The organism is Acidovorax sp. 107, assembly GCF_003058055.1.
Classification (GTDB): domain Bacteria; phylum Pseudomonadota; class Gammaproteobacteria; order Burkholderiales; family Burkholderiaceae_C; genus Acidovorax.
On the sequence record NZ_QBTZ01000001.1, the window covers coordinates 3,254,288 to 3,280,172 of the forward strand.

General features: G+C 65.8%; 23 protein-coding genes. 6 read left to right on the forward strand and 17 right to left on the reverse strand.

All coding sequences use genetic code 11. The features are described 5' to 3' along the window. Positions 1-430 precede the first annotated feature (430 nt). Positions 431-991 (reverse strand): Spy/CpxP family protein refolding chaperone, encoded by a 561-nt coding sequence (locus C8C99_RS15145; protein ID WP_108626177.1) that lies wholly within the window; start codon positions 989-991, stop codon positions 431-433. Between the two features lie 334 nt (positions 992-1,325). Here C8C99_RS15145 and C8C99_RS15150 point away from each other — a divergent pair, with 334 nt between their 5' ends. Then, entirely contained in the window at positions 1,326-2,396 is a 1,071-nt protein-coding gene (locus C8C99_RS15150; protein ID WP_056643567.1) for a recombination-associated protein RdgC, read from the forward strand. 28 nt (positions 2,397-2,424) lie between these two features. Here the strand turns inward: C8C99_RS15150 and C8C99_RS15155 are convergent, their stop codons facing one another. The 9 genes from C8C99_RS15155 to C8C99_RS15195 all read right to left on the reverse strand — a co-directional run bounded on the left by C8C99_RS15155 (position 2,425) and on the right by C8C99_RS15195 (position 11,788). Further along, positions 2,425-3,198, reverse strand: a complete 774-nt coding sequence (locus C8C99_RS15155) for a gamma-glutamylcyclotransferase (RefSeq protein ID WP_108626178.1) — start codon at positions 3,196-3,198, stop codon at positions 2,425-2,427. A 39-nt stretch (positions 3,199-3,237) separates the two neighbouring features. Continuing rightward, positions 3,238-4,011: a pirin family protein gene (locus tag C8C99_RS15160; protein ID WP_108626179.1), complete on the reverse strand. Its 774-nt coding sequence runs from the start codon at positions 4,009-4,011 to the stop codon at positions 3,238-3,240. A 168-nt stretch (positions 4,012-4,179) separates the two neighbouring features. Continuing rightward, positions 4,180-5,013 (reverse strand): enoyl-CoA hydratase/isomerase family protein, encoded by an 834-nt coding sequence (locus C8C99_RS15165; RefSeq protein ID WP_233247236.1) that lies wholly within the window; start codon positions 5,011-5,013, stop codon positions 4,180-4,182. A gap of 86 nt (positions 5,014-5,099) precedes the next feature. Beyond that, a complete protein-coding gene (locus tag C8C99_RS15170) occupies positions 5,100-6,899 on the reverse strand; it encodes a long-chain fatty acid--CoA ligase (RefSeq protein WP_199226418.1) in 1,800 nt (599 codons plus the stop codon). Beyond that, positions 6,896-7,714, reverse strand: coding sequence for an ABC transporter ATP-binding protein (locus C8C99_RS15175; RefSeq protein WP_015011891.1), 819 nt, complete (start codon positions 7,712-7,714; stop codon positions 6,896-6,898). The genes C8C99_RS15170 and C8C99_RS15175 overlap by 4 nt, the downstream gene beginning before the upstream one ends. A 13-nt stretch (positions 7,715-7,727) precedes the next feature. Then, positions 7,728-8,909 carry an ABC transporter substrate-binding protein gene (locus C8C99_RS15180; protein ID WP_108626181.1) on the reverse strand — a complete coding sequence of 394 codons (1,182 nt, stop codon included), beginning with the start codon at positions 8,907-8,909 and terminating at the stop codon, positions 7,728-7,730. A 17-nt stretch (positions 8,910-8,926) separates the two neighbouring features. Beyond that, positions 8,927-9,964 (reverse strand): branched-chain amino acid ABC transporter permease, encoded by a 1,038-nt coding sequence (locus tag C8C99_RS15185; RefSeq protein ID WP_108626182.1) that lies wholly within the window; start codon positions 9,962-9,964, stop codon positions 8,927-8,929. A gap of 94 nt (positions 9,965-10,058) precedes the next feature. Continuing rightward, positions 10,059-10,949 (reverse strand): branched-chain amino acid ABC transporter permease, encoded by an 891-nt coding sequence (locus C8C99_RS15190; RefSeq protein WP_108626183.1) that lies wholly within the window; start codon positions 10,947-10,949, stop codon positions 10,059-10,061. Beyond that, positions 10,946-11,788, reverse strand: coding sequence for an ABC transporter ATP-binding protein (locus C8C99_RS15195; RefSeq protein WP_108626184.1), 843 nt, complete (start codon positions 11,786-11,788; stop codon positions 10,946-10,948). The genes C8C99_RS15190 and C8C99_RS15195 overlap by 4 nt, the downstream gene beginning before the upstream one ends. A gap of 155 nt (positions 11,789-11,943) precedes the next feature. Between C8C99_RS15195 and C8C99_RS15200 the strand changes: the two genes are divergently transcribed. Then, positions 11,944-12,813, forward strand: a complete 870-nt coding sequence (locus C8C99_RS15200) for a TetR/AcrR family transcriptional regulator (RefSeq protein WP_233247237.1) — start codon at positions 11,944-11,946, stop codon at positions 12,811-12,813. Between the two features lie 352 nt (positions 12,814-13,165). Here C8C99_RS15200 and C8C99_RS15205 read toward each other — a convergent pair whose 3' ends face one another. The 3 genes from C8C99_RS15205 to C8C99_RS15215 all read right to left on the reverse strand — a co-directional run bounded on the left by C8C99_RS15205 (position 13,166) and on the right by C8C99_RS15215 (position 15,706). Further along, positions 13,166-14,821, reverse strand: a complete 1,656-nt coding sequence (locus C8C99_RS15205) for an ATP-binding protein (RefSeq protein ID WP_108626185.1) — start codon at positions 14,819-14,821, stop codon at positions 13,166-13,168. A 123-nt stretch (positions 14,822-14,944) separates the two neighbouring features. After that, a complete protein-coding gene (gene cueR, locus C8C99_RS15210) occupies positions 14,945-15,463 on the reverse strand; it encodes a Cu(I)-responsive transcriptional regulator (RefSeq protein WP_233247238.1) in 519 nt (172 codons plus the stop codon). Between the two features lie 36 nt (positions 15,464-15,499). Further along, positions 15,500-15,706 (reverse strand): heavy-metal-associated domain-containing protein, encoded by a 207-nt coding sequence (locus tag C8C99_RS15215; protein WP_015011905.1) that lies wholly within the window; start codon positions 15,704-15,706, stop codon positions 15,500-15,502. 167 nt (positions 15,707-15,873) lie between these two features. Between C8C99_RS15215 and C8C99_RS15220 the strand changes: the two genes are divergently transcribed. The 3 genes from C8C99_RS15220 to C8C99_RS15230 all read left to right on the forward strand — a co-directional run bounded on the left by C8C99_RS15220 (position 15,874) and on the right by C8C99_RS15230 (position 20,737). Next, entirely contained in the window at positions 15,874-18,135 is a 2,262-nt protein-coding gene (locus C8C99_RS15220; RefSeq protein ID WP_108626186.1) for a cation-translocating P-type ATPase, read from the forward strand. 118 nt (positions 18,136-18,253) lie between these two features. Next, positions 18,254-19,921 (forward strand): methyl-accepting chemotaxis protein, encoded by a 1,668-nt coding sequence (locus C8C99_RS15225; protein ID WP_056643545.1) that lies wholly within the window; start codon positions 18,254-18,256, stop codon positions 19,919-19,921. 228 nt (positions 19,922-20,149) lie between these two features. Then, complete coding sequence (locus C8C99_RS15230) at positions 20,150-20,737, forward strand: hemerythrin domain-containing protein (RefSeq protein ID WP_056643543.1); 588 nt, start codon at positions 20,150-20,152, stop codon at positions 20,735-20,737. Positions 20,738-20,842: 105 nt separating this feature from the next. Here C8C99_RS15230 and C8C99_RS15235 read toward each other — a convergent pair whose 3' ends face one another. After that, a complete protein-coding gene (locus C8C99_RS15235; protein WP_056643541.1) occupies positions 20,843-21,946 on the reverse strand; it encodes an alkene reductase in 1,104 nt (367 codons plus the stop codon). Between the two features lie 171 nt (positions 21,947-22,117). On the opposite strand from C8C99_RS15235, the gene C8C99_RS15240 reads away from it, so the two are divergent. Next, a complete protein-coding gene (locus C8C99_RS15240; RefSeq protein WP_108626187.1) occupies positions 22,118-23,344 on the forward strand; it encodes a YbfB/YjiJ family MFS transporter in 1,227 nt (408 codons plus the stop codon). Between the two features lie 8 nt (positions 23,345-23,352). Here the strand turns inward: C8C99_RS15240 and gstA are convergent, their stop codons facing one another. The 3 genes from gstA to C8C99_RS15255 form a co-directional block, all read right to left on the reverse strand. Continuing rightward, on the reverse strand, positions 23,353-23,961 hold the full coding sequence (gene gstA, locus C8C99_RS15245) for a glutathione transferase GstA (RefSeq protein ID WP_056643538.1): 609 nt from the start codon (positions 23,959-23,961) through the stop codon (positions 23,353-23,355). A gap of 191 nt (positions 23,962-24,152) precedes the next feature. After that, the gene (locus C8C99_RS15250; protein ID WP_056643536.1) at positions 24,153-24,926 is read right to left on the reverse strand and encodes a class II aldolase/adducin family protein; all 774 of its coding nucleotides are present in this window, start codon (positions 24,924-24,926) and stop codon (positions 24,153-24,155) included. A gap of 412 nt (positions 24,927-25,338) precedes the next feature. Beyond that, positions 25,339-25,794, reverse strand: coding sequence for a carboxymuconolactone decarboxylase family protein (locus tag C8C99_RS15255; RefSeq protein WP_108626188.1), 456 nt, complete (start codon positions 25,792-25,794; stop codon positions 25,339-25,341). Positions 25,795-25,885 lie beyond the last annotated feature (91 nt).

Here is a 25,885-nt window from a genome sequence, read left to right on the forward strand (position 1 = left end):
TTGGGGTTCTGGTTATTCTTTAATAGCTTTATATATAAATAGCAGTAGTAGTAGAGCAGGCCTGTTTGTGTGGACAAGGGCTTTTTCTTCAATGCTGGCGCGCACTTGCGTCGCCGAAAAGCTTGTGGGGCGGCGCGCGCAAAGTGCGGGGCTCACTGACAACAACTTTCGGGCGACGGCTTTTTGTGTGGATAACTGCCTGGTTGTGCCAGAAATGTGCCCAAGGTTATCCACAGGTGCGTGGTGGTGCGGGCGGGCGGGTCTGAGCCCTGGCCAGGGGGGCTGTCAGGCTGCCATGACAAAAAACCCGGCGTTCTTTGCAGAGCGCCGGGTGAGCGGTGGGGGGTAAGAGCCTGTCGGGTGGGACTTTGCGGCCCACGGTGGGCAGGCTCTGGGGCAACCAGGCCGCAGATGGTCTGGTGGGGCGCCCTTACTTGGCCGGAGCGGGTGCCGGACGGCCTTCGCCCCCGCGCATGCCACCGTGCCCGTGGCGGCCATCGCCGCCCCGCATGCCATCCATGGGGCGGCCCCGGTGGGCCTGGGCATCAAAGGTTTTTTGCTGCTCGGGCGTCAGCGTGGCGTAGAAGGCCTTGGTGGCCTCTCCACGGCGGTCGGCTTCGGCGGCATGCTGGGCGCGCAGGGCGCGCATGCGGTCGATACGTTCGGGGGTGGTCAGCTTGTCCATGTCCTGGAGATCCAGGCGTGCGGGGCGTTCGCCGGGTTGCATGGCGGTGGTGAACGTGGTCCAGGCGGGTTCCTGGGCGGGGGTCAGCTTGAGCTGGGCTTTCAGGTCTGCCAGCCGCTTGGCATGGCGCTGTGCCATGTCGCCATGGTGGCGTTCGTGGCGGCCCTCGGCGGCCTTGGTGGGGGCTGCGGGCGATGCCGCAGGCGCGGCAGGGGGTTGCTGTGCCAGCACGGGCAACGCCATGGCGGCGAGCAGGGCGGTGGCGGCGAGACGGTGGGAAATGCGGGGGGAGAAACGGGAGGCCATGGTGAGAGTCCTTTCACGGTGGTGAGCTCGCTGCAACGACCGTTTCAGCGATTGGAGTCCAGTGTCCGCCGCCCACGTATCGCCACCGTGCGCGTTGGGTGAGGCTGTGTAAAGTTGCGGCGAACGCTTGCAAAGCATCCTCCAGAATCATTTGGAGCAAATAGCGGGCGATGCGCTGGTGCCATATGCCCTGTTTGCTATTGATTGTGTAGCGTTTTCAGTCCCCCAAGGGCTGTCCGTGCCCCGGCTGCCCGGCGCCGGGGTGGCGACCGCCGACAATGGCGGGTTCTGTGTCCGTGTCGTTGTTCGCAGCGACCCCAACCAAAGGTTTTCCGTGTTCAAGAACATGATCGTGTACCGCATTGCTCCGCAATGGCAGGTCGAGTTGACGCAAGTGGAAGAAGCGCTGGCCAAGGCCCCTTTCCAGGAATGTGGCGCTACGCAGGAGAAGTCGCTGGGCTGGGTGCCCCCCCGGGGTGAGCAACACGGCCCCCTGGTCGAATCGGTGGGCGGGCAGTGGATCCTGCGCTTCATGGTCGAGACCAAGGTGCTGCCCGGCAGCGTGCTGGCGCGCAAGGTCAAGGAAAAGGCCGAACGCATCGAAAAGGAAACCGGCCGCAAGCCCGGCAAGAAGGAAAGCAAGGAGCTCAAAGACGAAGCCAAGCTCGACCTGCTGCCCATGGCCTTCACCAAGCAGGGCTCGATGTGGATCTGGATCGACACGGCCTCGCGCCTCTTGGTGCTGGACACGTCCAGCCAGGGCCGCGCCGACGAAGTGGTGACCCTGCTGGTCGAATCGCTGCCCGGCCTGTCGGTATCGCTGCTCGACACCCAGACCAGCCCCCAGGCGGCCATGGCCCACTGGCTCAAGGAGCAGGAGCCGCCCGTGGGCTTCACGGTAGACCGTGAGTGCGAGCTGAAAAGCGCCAACGAAGAAAAAGCCGTGGTGCGCTACGCCCGCCACCCGCTCGACATCGAAGAGGTGCAGGCCCACATCGACGCCGGCAAGCTGCCCACCAAACTCGCCCTCACCTGGGACGACCGTGTGAGCTTCATGCTCACCGAGGGCTTGCAGATCAAGAAAGTGTCGTTCCTGGACACGGTGTTTGAAGGCACCAAGGCGGACGATGGCGGCTTTGACACCGACGTGGCGATTGCCACGGGCGAGCTGGTCAAGCTGATCCCGGACCTGATCGAGGCGTTGGGAGGGGAGTCGGAGAGTGGGGTGGCGGGTGCAGCGCAGGCAGTGGCCAGCGACAGGGCTGAAGCTGCTCCAGCGGCATCACAGCCACCGATGGCTGCAGCAGCACCCTCAGCCCCGGCGCGTAAAGTGGCTGGGGGTGGGGTGGTGACTGGTCCCCGCGAAGTGCCCGTCGATACCGACCCGGAATCGGCGCCGTTCTGACATCGTGGCCCGCCGGGCCACTGTGGCTTCAGCGGTCGCTGCTGCAGGCAGCGTCCACCAACGCCGCCAGCTCACGCACATAGGCATCTTCAATGCCCAGCACCTCGCACTGCTGCACCAGCTGCTCCAGATAGTCCCGGTTGCTGCCAATGCGCCCGCAGGCGGTGGCAATGGTGGCGGCCGTGGCCTGCAGGGTCAGGTCGCCCCGGTAATGGGGGTGGCCCGTGTTGGCCACCAGCACCAGCGCCTGCACCTCACCCTGGGGCGTTGGCAGGGGCAGCAGCTGCGGGCAGTAGGCGCCGGTGATCATTTCGCGCCGCCACAACATGCGGGATTCTGCGTCCACCAGCGAGGGCGGGATGCGGAATGCCAGGCCCTCGCAGTCCTGGGAGGTGGCGGGGTCCTGCGGCTCCGCGGTTCCCATGCGCTGCAAGGTCAGCACCAGGCCTGGGCAATCGGGTGTGCCCCGGCCGATGGAGGTACTCAGCGCAAAGCGGCGTGCAAAGCCGGGCAGGCGGGCGCGGCGCACTTCGTCAAAGTGAAAGCCTGGGTTCCACATCAGCGAGCCATAGGCAAACACCCACAGATCCTGCCGCTGCGCGGTGATGGTGGAAAGCACCTCGCGGCGGGATTGCTCGACCTCAATGTCCGGCAGGCGCCAGTGGGCGGGCAGGCCCTGGCAACGCGCCTGGGCGTCCCATTCGGCCAGCACCTCGTCGGTGAGGCGCAGGCCCGAGGCATGGGCAGGGGTCAGCCGGCCTTGCAGCTCGGGCAGGTGAAGGAAGGCGTTGTCGGGGGTCATGGGGGCAGTTCCGCGCGCTGGGGTGGGGCTTCAGGCGTCTCAACGCCGCGCCAAGTCAAACACCAGCACCTCAGCGTGGTGGCCATCGTGCAGGGTCAGCGTGTTCTCGCCGTCCAGCAGGGCGCCATCGCCACCAGACAGTGTGATGCCGTTGACCTGCAGCGCGCCCCGCGCCACGTGCACATAGGCCAGGCGTTCAGGGTTCAGCACTTTCGTGGCGGTTTCGCTGCCGTCTAGAAAGCCCGCCCAGATGGAGGCATCGGCATTCATGCTGACCGAGCCGTCCTCACCCTTGCGAGAAGCTATGCGAACGAGGCGGCCCCGGCGGTCTGCGGGCGGGAAGTGTTTTTGCGCGTAGCTGGGGCGGATGCCTGTGAACAGGGGCTTGATCCAGATCTGCAGGAAGTGGGTGGGCTGGTTGGGTAGCGCATTGAACTCGCTGTGCCGCACGCCCCAACCGGCGCTCATGCGCTGCACATCGCCCGGATGCAGGATACCGCTGGGGGCTTCCGCCGAATCAGCCCCTGGCGCCCCCGGGGCCGCTGGGCCGCCAGGTTGTTGGCCAGTGCTTTCGTGCAGGTTGTCCTGGTGGGCGAGGGCGCCTTCGAGCACATAGCTCACGATCTCCATGTCGCGGTGCCCGTGCGTGCCAAAGCCTTTGCCAGGCGCCACGGTGTCGTCGTTGAGTACCAGCAGGTTGCCATGGCCCTGGTGGCGCAGGTCAAAGTAGTCGCCAAATGAAAAGCTGTGGGCGCTGTGCAGCCAGCCGGTGGAGGACCGGCCCCGTTCGGAGGAGGGGCGGACGGTGATCATGGGGATGTGTCTTTCGCGCACCCAGCGGGCTGCACTGCACACACTGTAGACGGCCGGAGCGCCGGGAAAAACCCGGGCTTGTCAAACGGAGTGTTCTGGAATCGGGACCAATGCCTGCGCAGGACGGCCGTGGCGCAACGGGGAATGAGAAAAGGACGGGGTGTCGGACTAGCGCCCCCCAAACTGCGGGCTCTGGCGCTGGTGAAACGCTTCCACCCCTGCACGGAAGTCCTCGGTGCCCGCACAGTGCACAAAGGCGTCTTTTTCAGCGGCCAGCTGCTCGGGCAGGGTGTGGTCCATCGACGCGCGCATCAGGCGCTTCATGGCGCCGTAGGCCAGCGTCGGACCATTGGCCAGGCGCTGGGCGAGGGCGGCGGTGGCGCTGTCCAGTTCAGCAGCGGGCACCACGCGGTTGACGAGGCCCAGGCGCAGCGCGTCGTCGGCTGTGAAGGCCTCGCCCAGCAACGCAATCTCCAGCGCCTGGCGCACGCCCACGATGCGTGGCAGCGCCCACGAGGCACCCACGTCGCAGCTGGTGCCCAAATTGATGTAGGCCAGGTTGAAGCGCGTGCCTTCGGCGGCGATCACGTAGTCGGCCATCAGCACCAGGCTCAGGCCCGCACCGGCGGCCGCGCCGTGCACCTGGGCGATGACCGGCGCGTTCATCTGCGCGAGCAGCAGCAGGGCCTGGTTCAGCGACGTGAGGATGTCGATGGCGCCCTGCACTGGGTCGGCGCGCAGCGTGGCCAGGTCGCCCCCGGCCATGAAGCCCCGGCCGTTGCCACACAGCACCACGGCGCGTACACCGGGGTCGGCAGCGATGGACTGCACGGTGGCGAGGAAGGCGTTGGCCATGGGCACGTCGATGGCGTTGAGTGCCTCGGGCCGGTTGAAGCGCAGCGTGGCGATGGCGCCGTTGCGCTCCAGCAGCAGGGGTGGCTGTGGGGTGGGCGCGGACGGTGCGGTAGTGGCTGCTGCAGGGTCTGTGGCGGTATTTTTCATGTCCAATCCGCTTCAAGCGCTAGTAGATATTGCGCTATCAGCTCCTGTTTTGATAGTGAATAGGTCCCAATGCGCTAAGCCCAGGGCTATTGGTACAGCGCCTCGATCTCGGCCGCATAGGTCTTGTAGATACTGGATCGGCGCACCTTCATCGTCGCGGTCACCTCGCCGTCGTCGTGGTCCAGCTCCTTGGTGAGCAGGTGGAACTTGCGGATCTGCGAGACCTGCGCGAGGCGCTGGTTGCCCTGGTTGATTTCGGCGTCGATGAGGCCGCGCACCTCGGGGTGCTCCACCAGCGAGCGGTAGTGCGTGAACGGTATGCGCCGCGCCTCGGCCCACTTGCCCACCGTCTCGTAGTCGATCATCACCAGCGCGCCCACAAACTTGCGCGCCTCGGCCACGATGATGCATTCCTTGATGAAGGGGCTGCCCTTCATCGTGTTCTCGATTTCGGACGGCGTGAGGTTCTTGCCGCCGGCCGTGATCATGATGTCTTTGAGGCGGTCCACGATCTTGATCTGGCCTTGCTCTTCGCGCACCACGTCGCCGGTGTGCAGCCAGCCGCCCACGATGCTGCTGGCCGTGGCCTCGGGGTTCTTGTAGTAGCCCGCAAACACCATGTCGCCTTTGAGCTGCAGTTCGCCGTTGTCGGCAATGCGGTGCTCCACGCCCAGCGTGGGCACGCCCACGGTGCCCACCACCACATGGTCCAGACGGTGGCCCGTGACCATGCCGGTCGATTCGGTCAGGCCATACACCTCGATGAGCGGCACGCCCAACACCCGGAAGAAGCGCACCACGTCGGGCGGAATGGGTGCGGCGCCCGTGAGGGCCACATGGGCATTGCGCAGGCCGATGAAGTTCTGCAGCGCGCGGAAGACGAGCCAATAGCTGGCGGCAAAGGTGAGCTTGTCGGTAGCGCTCCAGGCACTGCGCGGCTTGTCGGCCAACGGCTTGCAGACGTTGTAGGCCTTGTGGAACAGCGCGCGGCGCAGGCCGCCGGTTTCCTGCAGCTTGATGTGGATGGCGGCGTGCAGCTTTTCCCAGATGCGCGGCACGCCGAGGAACATGGTGGGTGCGACTTCGCGCAGGTCTTCCTGCACGGTGCGGATGGATTCGCCAAAGTTCACCTGCGAGCCGATGTACATGGGCACAAAGCTGGTCAGCATTTGCTCGGCCACGTGGCACAGCGGCAGGTACGACAGGTGCGTGGTGCCTTGCGACAGCTCCAGCCGGTCCACGATGCCGGGCACCACGCCCCGGATGTTGCGGTACGAAATCATCGCGCCCTTGGGCTTGCCGGTGGAGCCCGAGGTGTAGATCATCAGGCCTACGTCGTCGAGTGTCTGGCGCGCGAGGGCGTCGTTGATGACCGCCTGCTGGTCCGATGCCGCGCCGAGTTTTTCTACCTCGTCAAACGTGGTGATGAACTGCCGCACCTCGGGCGCAAAGCTGCGCAGGCCCTTGGTCTCCATGACCACGATCTTTTTCAGGCGCGGCAGCTCGGGCAGCGCGGCCAGCAGCTTGTCGGTCTGCTCCTGGTCCTCGCAGACCATGATTTCGATGTCGGCATGGCCCACCACATAGGACACCTCGTTGGTGGGGCTGGTGGGGTACACACCCACGGTCACCGCGCCCACCAGGCCCGCGCCCATCTGGGCCAGCACCCATTCGATGCGGTTCTCGGAGATCACGCCCACATGCCCACCTGCAGGCAGGCCCAGTGCCCGCAGCCCCAGGCCGAAGTGGCTGGCGCGCTGGTGGTACTGCGCCCAGGTGAAGGGCTTCCAGATGCCGAAGTCCTTTTGCCGGATGGCGATGCGCTGAGCGTCGGTGCGCGCGCGCTCGCGCAGCATCTGGGGCAGGGTGAGGTCGGGGAGCGTCATGACAGCCATCTTTTGCGGCGCTTGTAGTGCTTGATCTCTTTGAAGCTCTTGGCCTCGCCGCCACCGCCCATGCCCAGGTAGAACTCGCGCACATCGGGGTCGTTGGCCAAGCGTTCGGCCGTGCCGTCGATCACGATCTTGCCGTTCTCCATGATGTAGCCCCGGTGCGCCACGGCCAGTGCCACGGTGGCGTTCTGCTCCACCAGCAGCATGCTGGTGCCACGCTCGGCGTTGATGCGCGCGATGATGGTGAAGATGTCTTCGACGAGCTTGGGAGACAAGCCCAGCGAGGGTTCGTCGAGCAGGATGAGCTGGGGCTGCGCGATGAGTGCGCGGCCAATGGCCAGCATCTGCTGCTCGCCGCCCGACAGATAACCTGCAAGACCCTTGCGCCGCTCGTGCAGGCGCGGAAAGTAGCTGTAGACCAAGTCGAAGTCCGGCGTCGCATCCTTGCGCCCCGTGAGCGCATAGGTGGCGGCCACCAGGTTCTCTTCGACCGTGAGGTCTTCAAACACGCGGCGGCCTTCCATCACATGGCTCAGGCCGTTGCGCACCAGCTGCTGCGGGGCCACGGCGGCCGTGGGCTGGCCGTTGAAGTGGATGCTGCCACTTTCGACCACACCATCCTCCAGCGCCAGCAGGCCCGAGATGGCCTTGAGCGTGGTGCTCTTGCCCGCCCCGTTGCTGCCCAGCAGTGCCACGATCTGCCCCCGTGGCACGGCCAGCGACAGGCCGCGCAGGGCCTGCACCACCTTGTTGTAGATGACCTCGATGTTGTTGACTTCGAGGACGTGGGCCGGGGTTGGCTGGGTCATGGCGCAGACAAGGTCAGAGTTTGATCCAGTCGGAGGCGGCCACCATTTTTTGCGCCTTCATGTCCGCGCGGTACACGCGACCCACGGGGATGGAGTTGCCGCTGATGGTGATCGGCACACCAATCAGGCCACCCGTGTCGAAGTCCTTGATGGAGTTGAGCGCCGCCTTGAGGTTCTTGCCGTCGAGTGGCTTGCCCGCATCCAGCGTGCGCTTGGCGGCTTCGGTGAACAGCATCGCCGCCAGGAAGCCCTGGATGTAGGCCGTGCTCTGGTACTCGGGGCGCAGGGCACGGATCTTCTCCAGCATGGGCGCCTTTTCGGTGTCGTAGTAGTAGCGGTAGGGCATCACACCCATGAAGCCGTCGGCGGCCTCGCCCATCTTCATCACGGTGGAGCTGTCCATGGTCCAGAAGGTGCCCATCCATTTGCTGGTCATGCCCTGCTGCTTGCCCTGGGTGATGAACTCGGGGATGGGCGCGAGGATGTAGCCGTGGAAGATGGTGTAGTCGGGCGCTGCGCGGCGCAGCTTGATGACCTCGGTGGACACGTCCACGCTGCCGGCGGGCGTCATGATCTTGATAGGCACCGAGAGGCCCAGCTGCTTGGCCATGGCTTCGCTGGACTCAATGGGGTCGCGGCCGAATTCGGAGTCGGAGTACACGAAGGCCACCTTAGCGCCAGGCTTTTCCTTGGCGATGTGCTTGAGCAGAATGCCGAACATCTCGGTGTAGTCGGGCCCCACGAGGAACTGGTTGGGGTACTTCTTGGGGTCGTTGAGTTCGGTGGCAAACGATGCGCCCGCCATCAGGATGTTGCCGTTGCGGTCCAGCTCGGGGTTGATGGTTTTGGAGAAGCCTGTGGAGTCGCCGTAGTACAGGTTGACCTTGTTCTGGCTGGTGATCTTCTTGAACGCAGCCACCGACACATCGACCTTGTAGCCCGTGTCTTCGGGCACGTACTTGACCTTGCGGCCCTTGATGCCGCCCGCGTCGTTGAGCATCTTCACGTAGTCGCCCATGCCCGCGTTGATGCCCACGCCCGCAAACGCGAACACACCGGTGAGCGGGATCGAGCCGCCGATCACGATCTCTTCGGCGCCTTGGGCCAGCACCGACAGCGGGTGGGTGAGGGCGACAGCTCCCGCAGCGGCGGCGAGCAGCGAGCGGCGCTGGAGGGAAGTGTGTGGTGTGTCCATGAGGGTCTCCTGTTGGTTTAGTTGCGGAAAGGCCAGAGATGGAAGAAACGACGGACGCGCCGCCACACTTCGGCCAGGCCATGGGGCTCGAAGACGAGAAAACCGATGATGAGCAGGCCAAAGATGACCGTGCGCACGGGCGAGAGGAACACCGTGAGTTCGCTGCCGCCGGGCATCAGGTCCACCACGAGCTTGAGCAGCTCGGGCACCATGGTCATGAACACCGCGCCCAGGATGCCGCCCAGGATGGAGCCCATGCCGCCGACGATGATGGCCGCCAGGAAGAAGATGGACATGAGCAGCGGAAAGCTCTCGGGCGTGACCACGCGGAAGAAGTACGCCCACAGCCCGCCTGCCACACCCGCATAGAACGACGACAGCCCAAACGACAGCAGCTTGTAGCGCAGCAGCGGAATGCCCAGCACCTCGGCCGAGATGTCGCGGTCGCGAATCGCGATGAACGCACGGCCCACGCGCGTGCGGAACAGGTTGGCCGCGCCCAGCAGCATGAGGATCGTCACGGGCACGATCAGCCAGTACAGGCGGAACGAGGTGTCGAGCGCCATGCCAAGCAGCTTGGCGGGCGGCACGCTCAGGCCCCCGGTGCCGCCGGTGAACTTCCAGTTGGCAAAGATGAAGTGCGCAATGAACGATGCGGCAATCGTGGCAATCGCCAGGTACAGCCCCTTCACGCGCAGCGAAGGAATGCCCACCACGATGCCGCCCAGCATGGCGACAAAACCACCGGCCAGGAGGTTGAGCACAAAGGGCGTGCCCACCTTGGTTTCCAGCACGGCCACGGTGTACGCGCCCAGGCCCATGAAGGCGGCCTGCCCCAGGCTGACCAGCCCCGTGTAGCCCGTGAGGATGTTGAGCCCTGTGGCGCTGGCCACATTGATGCTGACCAGACAGGCCAGGTACAGCCAGTAGTCGCTGGCCATGAAGGGGAACAGCACCAGCAGCGCAGCGCCCACGGCCAGCCACACCTTTTGCGTGCGCGAGTCGAACAGCGCCGCGTCGGCGATGTAGGTTTCCTTGAGGGTTCCGATGCGCATGGGTCAGGCCTGCCGCCGGGCCGGCCCAAGGGAGGCCTGCGCCCCCTTGGGGGGCAGTGGATACACGAGGTGATGAACGTGGGGGCTCATGTTTTTACAGTCTCTCGATTTCGTGGGTGCCGAACAGGCCGTACGGCCGCGCCAGCAGCACGGCCACCAGCACGATGAAGGTGGCCAGCAGCTTGTATTCACCGCCCAGGTAGGCCCCGGCCAGCGCCTCGATCAGACCGATGAGGATGCCGCCGACGAGCGCGCCCAGCACGCTGTCGAGCCCGCCCACGATGACGACCACCAGCACCGACAGCCCGAACACACCCATGCTGGACGAGATGCCGCCAATCGAGCCGACGATGATCCCGGAGATGGCCGCGAGCATGGCCGAGGCCACCCAGGCCAGCGAGAACACACGTGGCACGTTGATGCCCACCGAGTACGCGGCGGCCTGGTCGCTGGCCGTGGCGCGCAGGGCCACGCCGCCGCGCCAGAAGCGGAACACCACCAGCACCGCTGCGATGAACGCGACGGCAATCACAGCACCCCAGAACACCTTGGGCGCGAGGAATGCATCGCCCACCATGATGGGCTGCGTGGGCATGAAGTCGGGCAGGCGGCGCTGGTCGGCCGTCCAGATCATCTCGACCAAGCCCACGAGCACCGAGGCCAGGCCCACGGTGACCATGAAGACGGAGATCGGCGGCTCGCCCAGCAGCGGGCGGATCATGGTGCGCTCGATCACCGCGCCCAGCAGGCCTGTGCCCAGCACGGCGGCCGGGATGGCCAGCCACAGCGGCAGCGCAAACATCGATGCAAAGGTGAAGAACAGGTAGGCGCCTACCATGAGCAGCTCGCCAATGGCGATGTTGACCACGCGGGTGGCCTTGTAGACCATCACAAAGGCCAGCGCTGCCAGCGCATACAGCCCGCCACCAGCGATGCCGGTGAGGCTGATCTCAAACAGGTAGGCCCAGTCGAAGTTGCCTGTCATGCGGTGGTCACCCCCTGCAGCTTGGCACGCAGGTCGCCCACATCGCCCGCGCCCAAGTAGGCGCGGATGACCTCGGGGTCCGCCTGCACCTGCGCGGGCGTGCCTTGCGCGATGACCTGGCCGAAGTTGAGCACCACCACGTGGTCCGACAGGTCCATCACCATGCCCATGTCGTGTTCGACCATGAGCACCGTCACGCCCCATTCCTCGCGCACGTCGAGGATGAAGCGTGCCATGTTTTCGGTCTCTTCGCGGTTCATGCCGGCCACGGGTTCGTCCAGCATCAGGATCTGTGGCTGCATGGCGAGGGCCCGGGCCATCTCCACGCGCTTTTGCAGGCCGTAGGGCAGGGCCGAGACGGGTGCGTGGCGGATGTGGTCGATTTCGAGAAAGTCGATGATGCGTTCCTCGATGTCGCGGCGCAGCGCGGCCTCTTCGCGGCGTGCGCGGCCCAGGTAGAACAGCGCGTCGAGCACGTTGGTTTGGAGGTGCGCGTGGCGGCCGAGCTTGATGTTGTCGAGCACCGTCATGCCGCGAAACAGCGCAATGTTCTGAAAGCTGCGGCCCAGGCCCAGCTTGGCGCGCTGCGGCGCGGGCACGCGGGTGATGTCTTGCCCCTGAAAGCGGATGGAGCCCTGGCTGGGCCGGTAAAAGCCCGAAATGGTGTTGAACAGCGAGGTCTTGCCCGCACCGTTGGGGCCGATGACGGCGGTGATGGAGCCAGGCTGCACATCAAACCCCACGCCGGTCAGCGCCTTCACGCCACCGAACGCCAGGGTCACGCCCTGCACCTGCAGCAGGGGCGTGGCAGCAGCGGGGCCGGAAGGGGTTGTCTCCATTGGCTTTCTAATACGGGTTGACTACAGCTTTTGACAGAAATTTCGATGGAACCCAGCGCAAATTTCCTACTTGTGCGTAAACTGTTTACTCGCAAGTAGATTCTGGAAGCCGCGACCCTCATCAGCATCCGTACTTTCCCGAGGAACTGCCATCCATGCCCCACGCCAAAGTGGCAACCCGCCGCCGCAGCGCCACCCCCACCGCCGCAGCGCCGTCTTCTGCACCCGCTGCCAAGCAGGTCAAGCTGGCCAAGCCGGTCAAAAAGGCCGCGAAGGCTGAGTCGGCCCCAGCCGCCCCTGCGTCAGCCCCGACCGCTGCGGCGTCTCCCTGGCCCCCGGTGTCGCACCGCGAGCGCCAGCGCGAGGCCAAGCGCAATGCGGTGCTGCAGGCGGCGGCCCAGTTGTTCAACGAACGCGGCTTTCACGCCACCTCGCTCGACGACATCGCCGCGCGCCTGAACGTGACCAAGCCCACGCTGTACTACTACGTGAAGAACAAGGACGAGATCCTGCTGCAGTGCGTGAGCAAGGGCCTCACGATGATGCTGGAGGGGATTGATGCCTCGCGCGCTGCGGGCGGCAAGGCCATTGACCAGCTCATGACCTGCATGCAGGTGTATGCGCGCATCGTCACCATGGACTTCGGCATGTGCCTGATCCGCGTGGGCGACGAGCAGCTGCCCCCCGAAAGCCGCAAGGAGCTGCGCCGCCTGAAGTCCGCCATCGATCAGGAGTTCCGCCGCCTGGTGGCCGAGGGCGTGGCCGAAGGATCGCTGCAGCCCTGCGACCCGAAGATGACGGCTTTTGTGATTGCCGGTGCGCTCAGCTGGATCGGCCGCTGGTACCAGCCCGATGGCGAATACACGCCCGAGCAGGTGGCGCAGCAGTGCATTGCGACGCTGTGTGATGGGGTGTTGCGGCGGCCTGCGGCGGTCATCGCCGATAGCGCTGTTTCAGCGCCAGTCCCCCAACCAAAGCCCGCCAGCGGCAAGGCAAAGACCCGTGCCCAACGCGGTGGAGGCTAGCGTGTTGTATCTACCGATGGATTGAGGCAGATTGGCTTTTGGCGTCCTTGGATAGGCGCTGAAAGCTATCTATCGAATAGTGTTTTCAGGGTATTGAGCCTGTATCTCTGATGCTTGACGTGCTTGTTTGGGCTGAGCTTGTCAAAGCCTCACGCTGCGCCTTGGCAAGTTCAGCGAAACCGGTTTTCATCAACGCATTGCCTTTTTCACGTGATGTGCGCGAACGGCTTCCTGTGACCGGCTTGTTTAAACAGGTTGTTTAACCCGCTACCGTATTCTTTGTGCGGTTTTGGGTTTTATAAGTCATTGATTTATATGGAAATATTCTGCGACATAAAGCATTGCTTTACCCCTAGGTATTGCCAGTTGGCTTAAAGACGGCTGCCTCTGATAGATACCAACGGGCCCAGCGCCGCTGACCGAGAACATTGATCACCCCTTCATTGCGCAACTCATCCAGGAGCTTCTGTACGGCCTTCATGGGAAGGGACGGCAGCACTTGTCTGAACTCGCTCAGTGGCGCACCGGCTTCGCCTTGGTCTTTGAGATGCTGCAGCAGCAAAGCCTTGTTGGTTCCATGATCCAAGCCCCGCTTCCGGGTATAGCTGCCTTTACTACCCAGCGACGCATACAAGGCGGCCGCCAGGATGTACTTGGCGGTCTTGCCCCTACCGATAGTTTCTACGGCACCCACTTCCGCAAGGGCGGGCAACCGTTCCAGCAGCTGAGGTGCCATGGGCCGACCCTGTTGCAGGCATTCCAGCGCCAAATAGTCCAATGTAGAAAAGCTGCGCAGCGTCTCGTCCCCCAGCCGCTCCATGAACCGCACAAACGCCGGGTTGCGCACGCCACCCTCCAGCGTCAGCCGCACCTCGTGCGCGGCAGTACCTGCAAAGCTGGGCAGGGGCTTGCCTTGGCGCACGGCGCTTTCCATCATCAGGTTCAAGCCCTGGCCGGATCGTTCGATGAGCCCGCAGCGCCCTAGCGCCTCGGCCAGGCGGCGGTTGCGCGGGTATTGCTGGTCAATGATGTTCTCGGGCGTGATGCCGGGCGGCAGGCCACCGGGGCTAACCACCTCCAGCCGCTTGGCAAATTGCCGCACAAAGACCGAGCCGCCCAGGCGGTAGTCGCGGTGGGCCACCGCGTTCAGGATGGCCTCGCGCACGGGCACCTCGTCAAAGGTGGGCAGGTCCATGCGAAAGAAATCGTCCTGGTAACTCTGCCGGTCGTTGCGCAGGTTGATCTTTTTCCACAATGCGTCCTGCCAGGCAAAGAAGCCTGCGCGGTATTCCTCGCGGTCGGCTGCCGGGCCTGCGGCTTCGGACGAGCGGTATTCAAACACCAGCTCTGCCTGTGCCAGCCACCGCGTGAGGCCCGCACGCGTACCAAACAGAATGAGCGCTGCATAGCTCACCTGATCGCCCTCCACCAGCAGTTCGGTATCGCGCAGCGTTTGCAGGTCGCTCAGCTCGCGCCTGCGTGGGTCGCCAGTCTTGCGCGCCCAGCGTTCGCGGAACAGGGCGATGGACTCGGGCTCCAGGTCGGCCAGCGTGGCGCCGGGGCAGGGCTGTGCCGAAAAGTCGGGACCTGTTTCTGCAAACATCTCCCGCAGCTCTTGGCCGCTCAGGGCTGCTAGGTCGTCACCCGCGCGCTTGAAGTAGCGGCCATCGATCTCCCATGCTGTGCCCGGCAGGCGTGGCGGAACGTGAACGATCACCACGCGCCCTTCGGGCAGCAACAGCTCTTCTACGGGGATGCGGTGCCCAAGCTTCTGGTGCAGACCCGCCTCGGTGCGTCCTGGCTCTTCAAACGCCTGTGTGCCCACAATGCGACGGGGCCGCTTGTCCGTCACGCCCAGCACCATGGTGCCGCCGCCCTCGTTGGCCAGGGCCACGCAGTACTTGACCAGCGTGTCAAAGTGGTAGTTCTGCTTGGCCTCCTTGAATTCCAGGCGCTGGCCTTCGGGTTCAAGCAGCCATTGTTGAAGCTGGGCGACAGAGGTGGGCATGAGGCAGGCAGTAGCAGGCAGTGGGAACTGCCTGAGAGTCTGCCATGCGGAGCCGCCGGGGCCTAGTGTGAGCAGTTTTGAGGCTCTTTGTGCCCCAAGCGGTACTCGATCATGCGCAAGCAGCTATTGATTTGGTAGCGTTTTGCGCAAGGCCCGGGGTGTGTGGTGTTCTGCCTGCCCGGAGGCCAGATCGTCCAGGATGGGGCAGTCCGGCCGGTCGTTGCCCTGGCAGCAGGACACCAGCGTTTGCAGGCTGCGCTGCATGGCCTGCATCTGGGCGATGCGTTCGCTCAGGTCGTCGATGTGCTGCTGCGCGATGCGCTTGACCTGGCTGCTGGCGCGGCTGTGGTCGTGCCACAGGCCCAGCAGCTCGGCGATTTCTTCCATCGAGAAGCCCAGGTCGCGGCTGCGGCGGATGAAGTGCAGGGCGTGCACATCGGCCTCGGTGTACTGGCGGTAGCCGCTGTCGGTGCGCGCCACGCCGTTGATGAGGCCCAGCGATTCGTAGTGCCGCACCATGCGCGCCGAGATGCCTGCGCGCCGCGCGGCGACGCCGATGGGCACGGGCCAGGCGATGGCGCGGGGCGCTGCGGCCTTGGTGCGCGCGGTCGGCGCGGTATTGATGGACTGGGGCGTGGTCATGGTGTGGCCTTCGCTGGGTGCTTGGTGGCGTGGAGCTCAGGCCGCGACGGTGTAGCCTTCTTCGGCAATGGCGGCGGCCAGGGCTTCGCGGGGGGCGGTGCTGTCCACGTCCACCTTGCCGCTGGCGCGGTCGATGCGGACTTGGGCGTTAGGGTCTACCTGCTGCACGGCCTGGGTGACGGCGCGTTCGCAGTGGCCGCATGTCATGCCCTGTACTTGGAAGGTTGTGGTGTTGGTTGCCATGGTGTGTCCTTGTTGGATTTGGAAATGTGGCCGTGGATGCGACCGAAGCGAATGTTGAAGCTTGACATCGTGGCAGAGTCAAACGCTGCGCAAGACACTCATGATGTGAGGGTTGATCAATATCAATGCTTGACCTTGCCATCACGTCAAGGATCAGCATCCCGGCCATGAACACCATCACCACCCCCCCCAACACTGCGCCCGAGTCCCTCCACTCGCTGGACCTGGGCATTTCTGGCATGACCTGCGCAAGCTGCGTGGGCCGTGTGGAGCGCGCGCTGCGCAAGGTACCCGGCGTGCAGGAGGCCTCGGTCAACCTGGCGACCGAGTCTGCGCGCATTGCCTTTGTCACGCAGGTGGGCGCTGACGCTGCCGCGATGGAGGCGGTGCTGCGCCGCGCGGTGCGCAATGCGGGCTACGAGCCCCGGGCGCTGGGGCAGGACGAGGCGGTGGAAGACCTGTCGCCCTGGGCGGGGTTCCTGCCCGTGGGCATTGGCCTGCTGCTGTCGGCGCCGCTGGTGCTGCCGATGATCGGCGACCTGTTTGGCCAGCACTGGATGCTGCCCGCCTGGATGCAGTTTGCGCTGGCCACGCCGGTGCAGTTCATTCTGGGGGCGCGGTTTTACAAAGCGGGCTGGCATGCGGCCAAGGCGCTGAGCGGCAATATGGATTTGCTGGTGGCGCTGGGTACCAGCGCGGGCTGGGGCCTGTCGATGTGGCTGTGGCTCACAGCGCCCACAGACCATCCGGGGCATGTGCCGCACCTGTACTTCGAGGCCTCGGCCGTGGTGGTCACGCTGGTGCTGCTGGGCAAGTGGCTGGAGGCGCGCGCCAAGCGCCAGACCACGGCGGCCATCCGCGCGCTGCATGCGCTGCGGCCCGATGTGGTGCATTTGCTCTCCAAATCTGGCGAGGTAGATGTGCCCGTGGCCGAGGTACTGGTGGGCGATCAATTGGTCGTGCGGCCCGGCGAGCGCATCCCTGTGGACGGCACGGTGCACGAGGGGCACACGCAGGTGGATGAATCCATGTTGACCGGCGAGCCCCTGCCGGTGGCGCGCGATGTGGGCGCGGCGCTGACGGGTGGATCGATCAACGGTGATGGCCGCATCGTGATGGCGGTGACGGCTGTGGGCGCCGAGACGGTGCTGGCCCAGATCATCCGGCTGGTGGAAGACGCCCAGGCCGCCAAGGCGCCCATCCAGCGGCTGGTGGACCAGGTGTCGGCCATCTTTGTGCCGGTGGTGCTGGTGGTTGCGCTGGTGACCCTGGCGGGCTGGCTGGCCATGGGTGCGGGGCTGGAGGCGGCGCTGATCCACGCGGTTGCCGTGATGGTGATTGCCTGCCCTTGTGCGCTGGGGCTGGCCACGCCCGCGGCCATCATGGCGGGCACGGGTGTAGCGGCCAAACACGGCATCCTGATCAAGGACGTGCAGGCGCTGGAGCTGGCCCACAAGGTGGATGTGGTGGCCTTTGACAAGACAGGCACGCTGACCGTGGGTCAGCCCCGGCTCACGGCGTTTGAGGTGGTACCGGGTCTGGATGATGCGGTGGTGATGGCGGCGGTGGCGGCGGTGCAAAGCGGCAGCGAACACCCGCTGGCGCGGGCGGTGGTGGCGGCTGCGGGCGAGCGGCAGATCCACGTGGCCACCGCGCAGGACGTGCGCGCCGTGCCCGGGCGCGGCACCGAGGGCGAGGTGGAGGGCCAGAGCTACCTGGTGGGCAGCCTGCGCTGGATGCAGGAGCTGGGGGTGGGCCTGGGCCCGCTGTCAGACCGCGCGGAGGCTTTGCAACGCGAAGGCGCCACAGTGTCCGCCGTGGCCCAGCGTGTGACTGAGGGATTGGCATTGCGCGCGGTCATGGCCTTTGGCGACGAGCCCAAGCCCGGCGCGCGCGAGGCGCTGGCGGCACTGAAGGCGCGGGGCATTCGCACGGTGATGGTGTCGGGCGACAACCGGGGCGCGGCTGAGGCCATGGCGCGCCGCCTGGGGCTGGACCCGGCTGCGGGCGAGGTGATGGCCGAGGTGCTGCCGGGCGACAAGGCGGCCAAGGTGGCTGCGTTGCAACAGGGCAGTGATGGCAAGCGCCATCATGTCGCGATGGTGGGCGACGGCGTTAACGATGCCCCGGCGCTCGCTGCGGCCGATGTGGGCATGGCGATGGGCAATGGCACGGACGTGGCCATGCATGCAGCGGGCATCACGCTGATGCGTGGCGACCCGATGCTGGTGGCGGCGGCGCTGGATATCTCGCGCCGCACGGTGATGAAGATCCGCCAGAACCTGTTCTGGGCGTTTGCGTACAACGTGGCGGGCATTCCGCTGGCGGCCCTGGGCTTCCTGAGCCCGGTGGTGGCCGGGGCCGCCATGGCGCTGAGTTCGGTCAGCGTGATGGCGAATGCCCTCCTACTCAAGCGGTGGCGCATGTGATAAATACGTACAGAACGGTTATCGATGTCTGGCAAACTGCAACGATTTGTTGCCCGTCTGCGGCCTCTGGGGAGGTGCGGCGAGCGCATCGACCAAGCTATATCAAGGACGACAGATCATGAATCTCTTCTCGCTCATGCGGCAGTTCACCATACGTTTGCGCATGCTGGGGGCCATTGGGGTGGTGCTGGGGCTGTTGGGCCTGCTGGGCGGCGCGGGCATGCTGGGCATGTTCCGCATCCACGACATGAGCCAGAACTTCATGGACAACGCGTTTGCCAAGGTGAGCACCATGGCCGAGCTGCGGGGCGAGATGGGGGCCATCCGCCAGTACGAGAAGGACATGATCATCGGCTACGAAAAGACGGAGGCCGTGAAGGCGGCCCACACCAAGTGGCTGGCCAGCCACGAGAAGGCCAAGAAGACCGCCAGCAAGTTCCTGGAAGGCGCCGATGACGCCGACAACGCGGTGGTGCGCAAAATCATCACCAAGCTCGACAGCTACAAGGACCTGTTCGCCCATGTGGCGCGCCAGCTGGAGGCCGGTGGCTACGACACCGCCACCATTGCCAACCGCATGAGCGGCAAGGCCGTGGCCGAGTTTGACGAGGCCGACAAGCTGATGGCCGAACTGGACACCGTGCTGCGCAGCGAGGTCAGCAAATCCGTGGCGCAGCAGGGCGAGGTGTCCAACCAGACCAAGTGGCTGTTTGTGCTCGCGGTGCTGATCACGGTGGTCGTGGTGGTGCCGACCACCCTGATGAACATGAACTCCATCTGCCGTCCGCTGGAGGACGCACGCAAGATGGCACAGGCGATTGCGGGGGGCGACCTGTCGCAGCACATCACCGCCGAGGGCAAGGACGAAGTGGCCGACCTGCAGCGCGCGCTGCGTGAGATGCAGCAGGGCCTGGGGGCGCTGGTGGCGCAGGTGCGCGATGCCAGCGGCAACATCGCCACGGCCAGCCAGGAGATCGCCACGGGCAACCAGGACCTGTCGCAGCGCACCGAGCAGACCGCCAGCAACGCGCAGGAGGCTGTCTCCTCGCTGTCGCAGCTCACGTCCACGGTGCAGCAAACTGCATCGTCCTCGCAGATGGCGAACCAGCTCGCCGCATCGGCCTCGCAGATGGCCACCCAGGGCGGTGGCGTGGTGCAGCAGGCCGTGGCCAGCATGCACGAGATCTCGACCTCCAGCCGCAAGATCGGCGACATCATCGGCCTGATCGACTCGATTGCGTTCCAGACCAACATCCTGGCGCTGAACGCGGCCGTGGAAGCCGCGCGGGCAGGCGAGCAAGGCCGGGGCTTTGCCGTGGTGGCCAGCGAGGTGCGCAGCCTCGCCCAGCGCAGCGCAGCGGCGGCCAGCGACATCAAGGGCCTGATCCAGAACAGCGTGACGGCCGTGGACGGCGGCGTGCGCCATGTGGAAGAAGCGGGCACGGCGATGAAGGACATCGTGAGCAGCGTGCAGCGCGTGGGCGACATCATTGGCGAGATCACGGCGGCGGCGTCCGAGCAGTCGGCCGGCATCGGCCAGGTGAACAGCTCAGTGGGCGAGATCGACCGCATGACGCAGCAGAACGCCGCGCTGGTCGAGCAGTCGGCCGCTGCGGCCGAGTCGCTGCGCGAGCAGGCTGCACGCCTGTCGCACGTGGTGCAGCAGTTCCGGCTGGCCGAGTCGGCGGCGGGCTACGGCCATGGCGGCCTGGTCGCTGCGGCATATGCCGATCAGCAGCCCCAGGCGCTGGCTGCGGGCCCCGCCCAGGCGCGCCTGGCGCACTGAATGAATGGTGGCGGGGCGCGCGCGCCCCTGAGCTGCCCTTAGCGCGCTTCCTGTCCCCATCCCTACGAGCCCCGCAGGCCTGTCCTGCGGGGCTTTTTTGTGGGCGGTGGCTGGGGACTTGCAGGGCATGGGCCCGGTGCTTTGCCCGGTCGTTTATTGACCTGGGTCATGGGCGCGCCGGGGCGTGCGTGGCACCCTTGGGGCCTTGTTGAACCTGGGGAGTGCACCATGCCGTCGATCAGTCTGCGAACCATTCGCGAAGAGCACGCGTCGCTTGCGGCGGTGTTGCACTCGCTGCGCCTGATGCTGGACCAGGGTCCGGGCGACGAACCCGCTGCGTTCTTTGACGTGATGCGGGCCATGCTGTTCTACATCGACGAGTTTCCGGAGCGGCAGCACCACCCCAAGGAGACGCAGTTGCTGTTCCCCAAGGTGGCCGAGCGCTCACCCCAGGCAGCAGAGGCCATTGCACAACTGGACCGGGACCACGAGGGTGGCGAGGCAGCGGTGCGCGAGTTGCAGCACCTGCTGCTGGGCTGGGAGCTGATGGGCGACGCGCGCCGTGAGGCGTTTGTGCTGGCGCTGGAAAGCTATATCCGCTTTTACCTGGAGCACATGCGCCTGGAAGAAACCGTGGTGCTGCCAGCCGCCCAGGCAACCCTGCTGCCAGATGACTGGGCCGCCATCGACGCGGCCTTTGCCAGCAACACCAACCCCCTGGCTCCGGGCAAGCCGCGCGACGCGGCGTATGACCGGTTGTTCACCCGCATCGTGATGCGGGCGCCGAGCCCCATTGGATTGGGAAGCCCCTCCTGAGTCGCCTTTCCCCAGGGGGGCGCCGCCAGCGCGACGGTCGCTGGCTTGCGCCGCGCCAGTTGCAACCAGCGCGGCCCAAGAAGGCCGCTTCTTCTCGGTGCGAACTCAGGCGCTGAGCACTGGATAGTCCGTGTACCCCTCGGCCCCGCCGCCATACAGCGTGGCACGGTTCACCTCGTTGAGTGGCGCGTTGGCCTTCAGGCGCGCTACCAGGTCGGGGTTGGCGATGAAGGGGCGGCCAAACGCCACGATGTCGGCGCCTTTGGCCAGGGCGGCGTCGGCCAGTTCGCGGGTGTAGGCGTTGTTGACCATCCACGCACCCTTGCCGCCTGCAGCGTGGTAGGCGGCCTTGAGGGACGCGTAGTCAAACGGGCGGCCTTCCACCTCGCGCGGGCCGCCGGTGGCGCCTTCGATGACGTGGATGTAGGCCAGGCCCAGGGGCGCCAGCTGGCGCACCACATGGTCGAACAGCGGCTGGGGGTCGGCGTCCACGATGTCGTTGGCGGGGGTGACGGGCGACAGGCGGATGCCGGTGCGGCCGCCGCCGATTTCCTCGACGATGGCGCGCGTCACCTCCAGCAGCAGGCGGGCGCGGTTTTTGATGCTGCCGCCGTAGTCGTCGGTGCGCTGGTTGGCACCCGTTTTGAGGAACTGGTCGATCAGGTAGCCGTTGGCCGCGTGGATTTCGACACCATCAAAGCCCGACGCAATGGCGTTGCGCGCGGCGTGGCGGTAGTCCTGCACGATGCCGGGGATCTCTTCGGCATCAAGCGCGCGGGGCATGGAGGTGGGGGTGAAGGTGGGCACGCCGTCCTTGATGAGCACGGTCTTGGTGTTGGCCTGCACGGCCGAGGGTGCGACGGGCGCGGCGTTGCCGGGTTGCAGGTCGGTGTGCGAGACGCGGCCCACATGCCACAGCTGCACCACGATCTTGCCGCCGGCATCGTGCACGGCGCGGGTCACCTTCTTCCAGCCGTCCAATTGTTCGGTGCCGTACAGGCCGGGCACATCCGCATAGCCCTGGGCTTGCGGGCTGATGGCCGTGGCCTCGGAAATGATGAGACCGGCACTGGCGCGCTGTGCGTAGTAGGTGGCGACCAGGTCGGTGGGGATGGCCTCGGGCGAGCGGTTGCGCGTGAGCGGCGCCATGGCGATGCGGTTGGCCAGCTGAAGGTCGCCCGCGCGGGTGGGTTCAAACAAAGAGGTCATGGTGAGAGTCCTGAGAAAGACGATGTGCAAAAAAGCAGGCTGACAGCTTAATGCTGCAGCGCAAAACGTGCAGCGCACCGGCGTCAACAAGGGCTCCGGTTTTGTGTTAGCCCGGTCGCTCAGGTCCGTCGTGCCTGCAGCGTCGCGGCCCTTGCATGAGAATGAACAGCCATGTCCCTGCCACCGCCCCCCGCACCGTTCCCCGTTTCCCCGTTGCGCAGCCTGTGGCTCGCCGTGGCCCTGTCGATGGGGGCTGCCATTTCACTGGGCATCACGCGGTTTGCCTATGCCCTGTTGCTACCGCCCATGCGCGAAGACCTGGGCTGGTCGTACACGCTGGCAGGGGGCATGAACACGGCGAATGCGCTGGGCTACTTGCTCGGCGCTCTGGCCACGCCCTGGCTGTTGCGGCGCGTGGCGCCAGGGGCTGTGCTGCTGGCGGGTGCGGTGATGGCCACGGTGTTCATGGGCCTGAGCGGCTTTTTCACGCAGGCGGCACCCCTCCTGGTGCAGCGCCTGCTGGCCGGTGGGGCCAGTGCGCTGGTGTTCATTGCCGGTGGCCTGCTCGCGGCGCGGCTGGGTGCCCAGGTGCCGGGGCGCAGCGGTTTGTTGCTGGGCCTGTATTACGGTGGCACGGGTTGGGGCATCAGCCTGTCGGCGCTGCTGGTGCCCGCGGTGCTGGCAGCGGCCCCCGCACCGCACAGCTGGACCTGGGCCTGGTGGGCGCTCGCGCTGGCCTGTGTGGCGGCCACGGCGGCGCTGCTGTGGCCGGCGCGGGTGTTGCACGGGCTCGCTGCACCCGTGGCCGCGGCTTCCGGGACCACACCGGCGGCTGCAGTGCCCGACCGCGTGCGCTGGCGGGCCTTGGCCCCTGCGCTGCTGGGTTACGGCCTGTTTGGCGTGGGCTATATCGGCTACATGACCTTTGTGGTGGCGCTGCTGAGCGAGCAGGGCCGGGGTGCGGGCGAGGTGACGCTGTTCTACGCCCTGCTGGGGCTGGCTGTGGTGCTGTCGTCGCGCATCTGGGCCGGGCTGCTGGACCGCAGCCGGGGCGGTGAGGCCCTGGCGCGCCTGAATGCGCTGCTGGGCATGGCCACCATCCTGCCCGCCATCACCGGGGCCTGGCCGGTGGTGTTGGCCTCGGGGCTGCTGTTTGGCGGGGTGTTTTTGTCGGTGGTGGCATCGACCACGGCGCTGGTGCGGCACAACCTGCCGCAGGCGCTGTGGGCCAGCGGCATCAGCGCGTTCACCATCGTGTTTGCGGCCGGGCAGATCGTGGGGCCCACGGTGGTGGGCTGGATCGCCGATGGGCCTGGAGGCCTGGCGCGCGGGCTGGTGTTCTCGGCCTGCGCGCTGTGGGTAGGGGCGCTGGTGGCGTGGCGGCAGCGCCCCTTGTAGCCCCAGCCTTACTTCAGCAGCCCTTCAGCCTTCATCGCGGCTTGCACTGCGGGGCGGGCACCCACGCGTTCACGGTAGGCCGCCAGGTTCGCCAGGCCGGAGATGTCGAGCTTGGTGGGCTGGGTCCAGTTGGTCACGGTGAACAGGTAGCCATCGGCCACGGTGAACTGGTCGCCCATCAGGTACTGCTTGCCGGCGAGCTGGCTGTCCACCCACTGCAGGCGCTGCAGCAGGCGCTCACGCACCATGGGCTTGTAGTCTTCGGGTGTGGCGGGGTTGAACAGGGGGCTGAAACCCTTGTGCAGTTCGGTGCCGATGAAGGTCAGCCACTCTTGCAGGCGGTAGCGCGCCAGGGTGCCGTTGGCGGGGGCCAGCTGCTTGTCGGGCACTTGATCCGCGATGTACTGCACGATGGCGGGGCCTTCGCGCAGGCGCTCGCCGTTGTCCAGCTCCAGCAAGGGCACGTAGCCCAGGGGGTTGATGCCGTAGTAGTCGGTGCCATCCTGGAGCTTGTGGCTCTTGGTGCTGGCCAGCACGGGGGTGTGGGCTAGGCCGGCTTCGTGCAGGGCGATGTGGGGCGACAGGGAGCAGGCGCCGGGGGAGTAGTAAAGCTTCATGGATCGGTCCTTGAAAACGGTCGGAAACCGCCGATCCTATGCGCTGCGCAGCTTTCTTGCTGGCCGCCTACGCTGCACAGGCCCCGGAGGCGGAAACTGGCACGGCCCAAGTCAGTGCCGCCGTGCAAGGGCCGCCCTGCCGCACGGGCGGCGTCCCCCTGGGGGAGGGCGCCGAAGGCGACACAGGGGGGTTAGGTGTCGTAGCCTGGAAGGTCGCGCTGCACCTTGCGCAGCAGCGCGGGCCAGGCAAAGGCACCGCCCAGGCCGCCGGTCTGCACGCGCATGGCCTGGGCCACGCCGCTCACGATTTGCGGGTTCACCTGCGTCAGTTCGCCACCCGCCTGCGCATCGATCTGGATGCGGCAGGTGTTCTCGAAGGTGTACATCGACAAGAATGCGTCGGCAATCGTCTTGCCCACGGTCAGCAGGCCGTGGTTGCGCAGCATGAGGAAGTTGGCCTCGCCCAGGTCGGCCTGCAGGCGCGGCTTTTCTTCGTCGCGGAAGGCCACGCCTTCGTACTCGTGGTACGCCAGCGAGCCCAGCACAAAGGTGCTTTGTTGGCTGATGGGCAGCACGCCGCCCTTTTGCGCGCTGACGGCCACGCCGGCGCGGGTGTGGGTGTGCAACACGCAGCCCGCCTCGGGCCGGGCCTCGTGCACGGCGCTGTGGATCACGAAGCCTGCCGGGTTCACCGGGAAGGGCGATTCGTGCAGCTTGTTGCACTGCATGTCCACCTTGATCAGGCTCGACGCGGTGATCTCGTCGAACATGAGGCCGTAGGGGTTGATGAGGAAGTGGTGCTCGCCCGGGCCCGACACCGACTCGGGCAGTTTGGCGCTGATGTGGGTGAAAACCAGGTCGCTCCAGCCGTACAGCGCCACGAGCCGGTAGCACGCGGCCAGGTCGCAGCGCAGCTGCCATTCTTCAGGGCTGACGCTGCCTTGCAGCGAGGGGATGTTGAGCATGGGGGGTGTCTCCGGTGTTGTGGGTGGGAAGACACCACTGTAGGGCGGGGCGGTGACCGGGTCTGTCAGGCAGGCTACACCCGTGGCCATGTTTCGGGTGTTCTTTGCTCTATTATTGATAGCAATAGAGGCAATATCCACTGGCGCTACCAGCCAGTTTGACCCGATTTTTGGTGTCTGTCGCCTTTGGCAGGCTCCAGGGTCCGATGTGCACTCCACCGGCCCCTAGGGATGTCCTGCATAACTTCCTGCGGTCTGTGATAGCGCGGCCTCGGGCCATCCGCTGCGTTGCTTTTTTTGCCAATAGCCCGGCTATTGGCTGCAAAAAGACGCCTTGCGGCCTGTCCCGATCCGCACTACCGCCGACTCGCGAGGGTTATGCAGGACATCCCTAGCGTTCGTCGGCCAGCGCTCAGCCGGCCTGCGGGATCGGCGCGCGCATGCCCGCGTTCAGCAGGTTCCAGGCGTTGATGATGGCGATGGCAAAGACCAGGTCGGAAATCTCGGCGTCGGAGAACAGGGCCGTCAATTTCGCGTATTCGTCATCGCTCGCGTCGCTGTGGGGCGTGGCGGTGATGATCTCGGCCCAGCGAAACGCGGCGCGTTCGCGTTCGCTGAAGAACGGTGCCTCGCGCCAGCCGGCCACGGCGTTCAGGTGGCGTGGGTCGGCGCCGTCCTTGACGAGCGCGCTCCAGTGCATGTCCATGCAGTAGGCACACCCGTTGATCTGCGAAACACGCAGGAACACCAGCTCGGCCAGCCGGGTGCCCAGCGGGCCTTTCTTGATGGTTTCAGAGACGTTGACCAGGCCCATGAAGGCCTTGGACGACAGTTGGTGGTAGGGCAGGCGGACGCTGTGTTGCGACATGGAAATCTCCTGGGTGATGGCAAAGGGTTGATGACGGGGGTGAAAGACGGCGCTGGTGCGGGGCCTTCTGGCGATGTCGCCATGTGGCTGC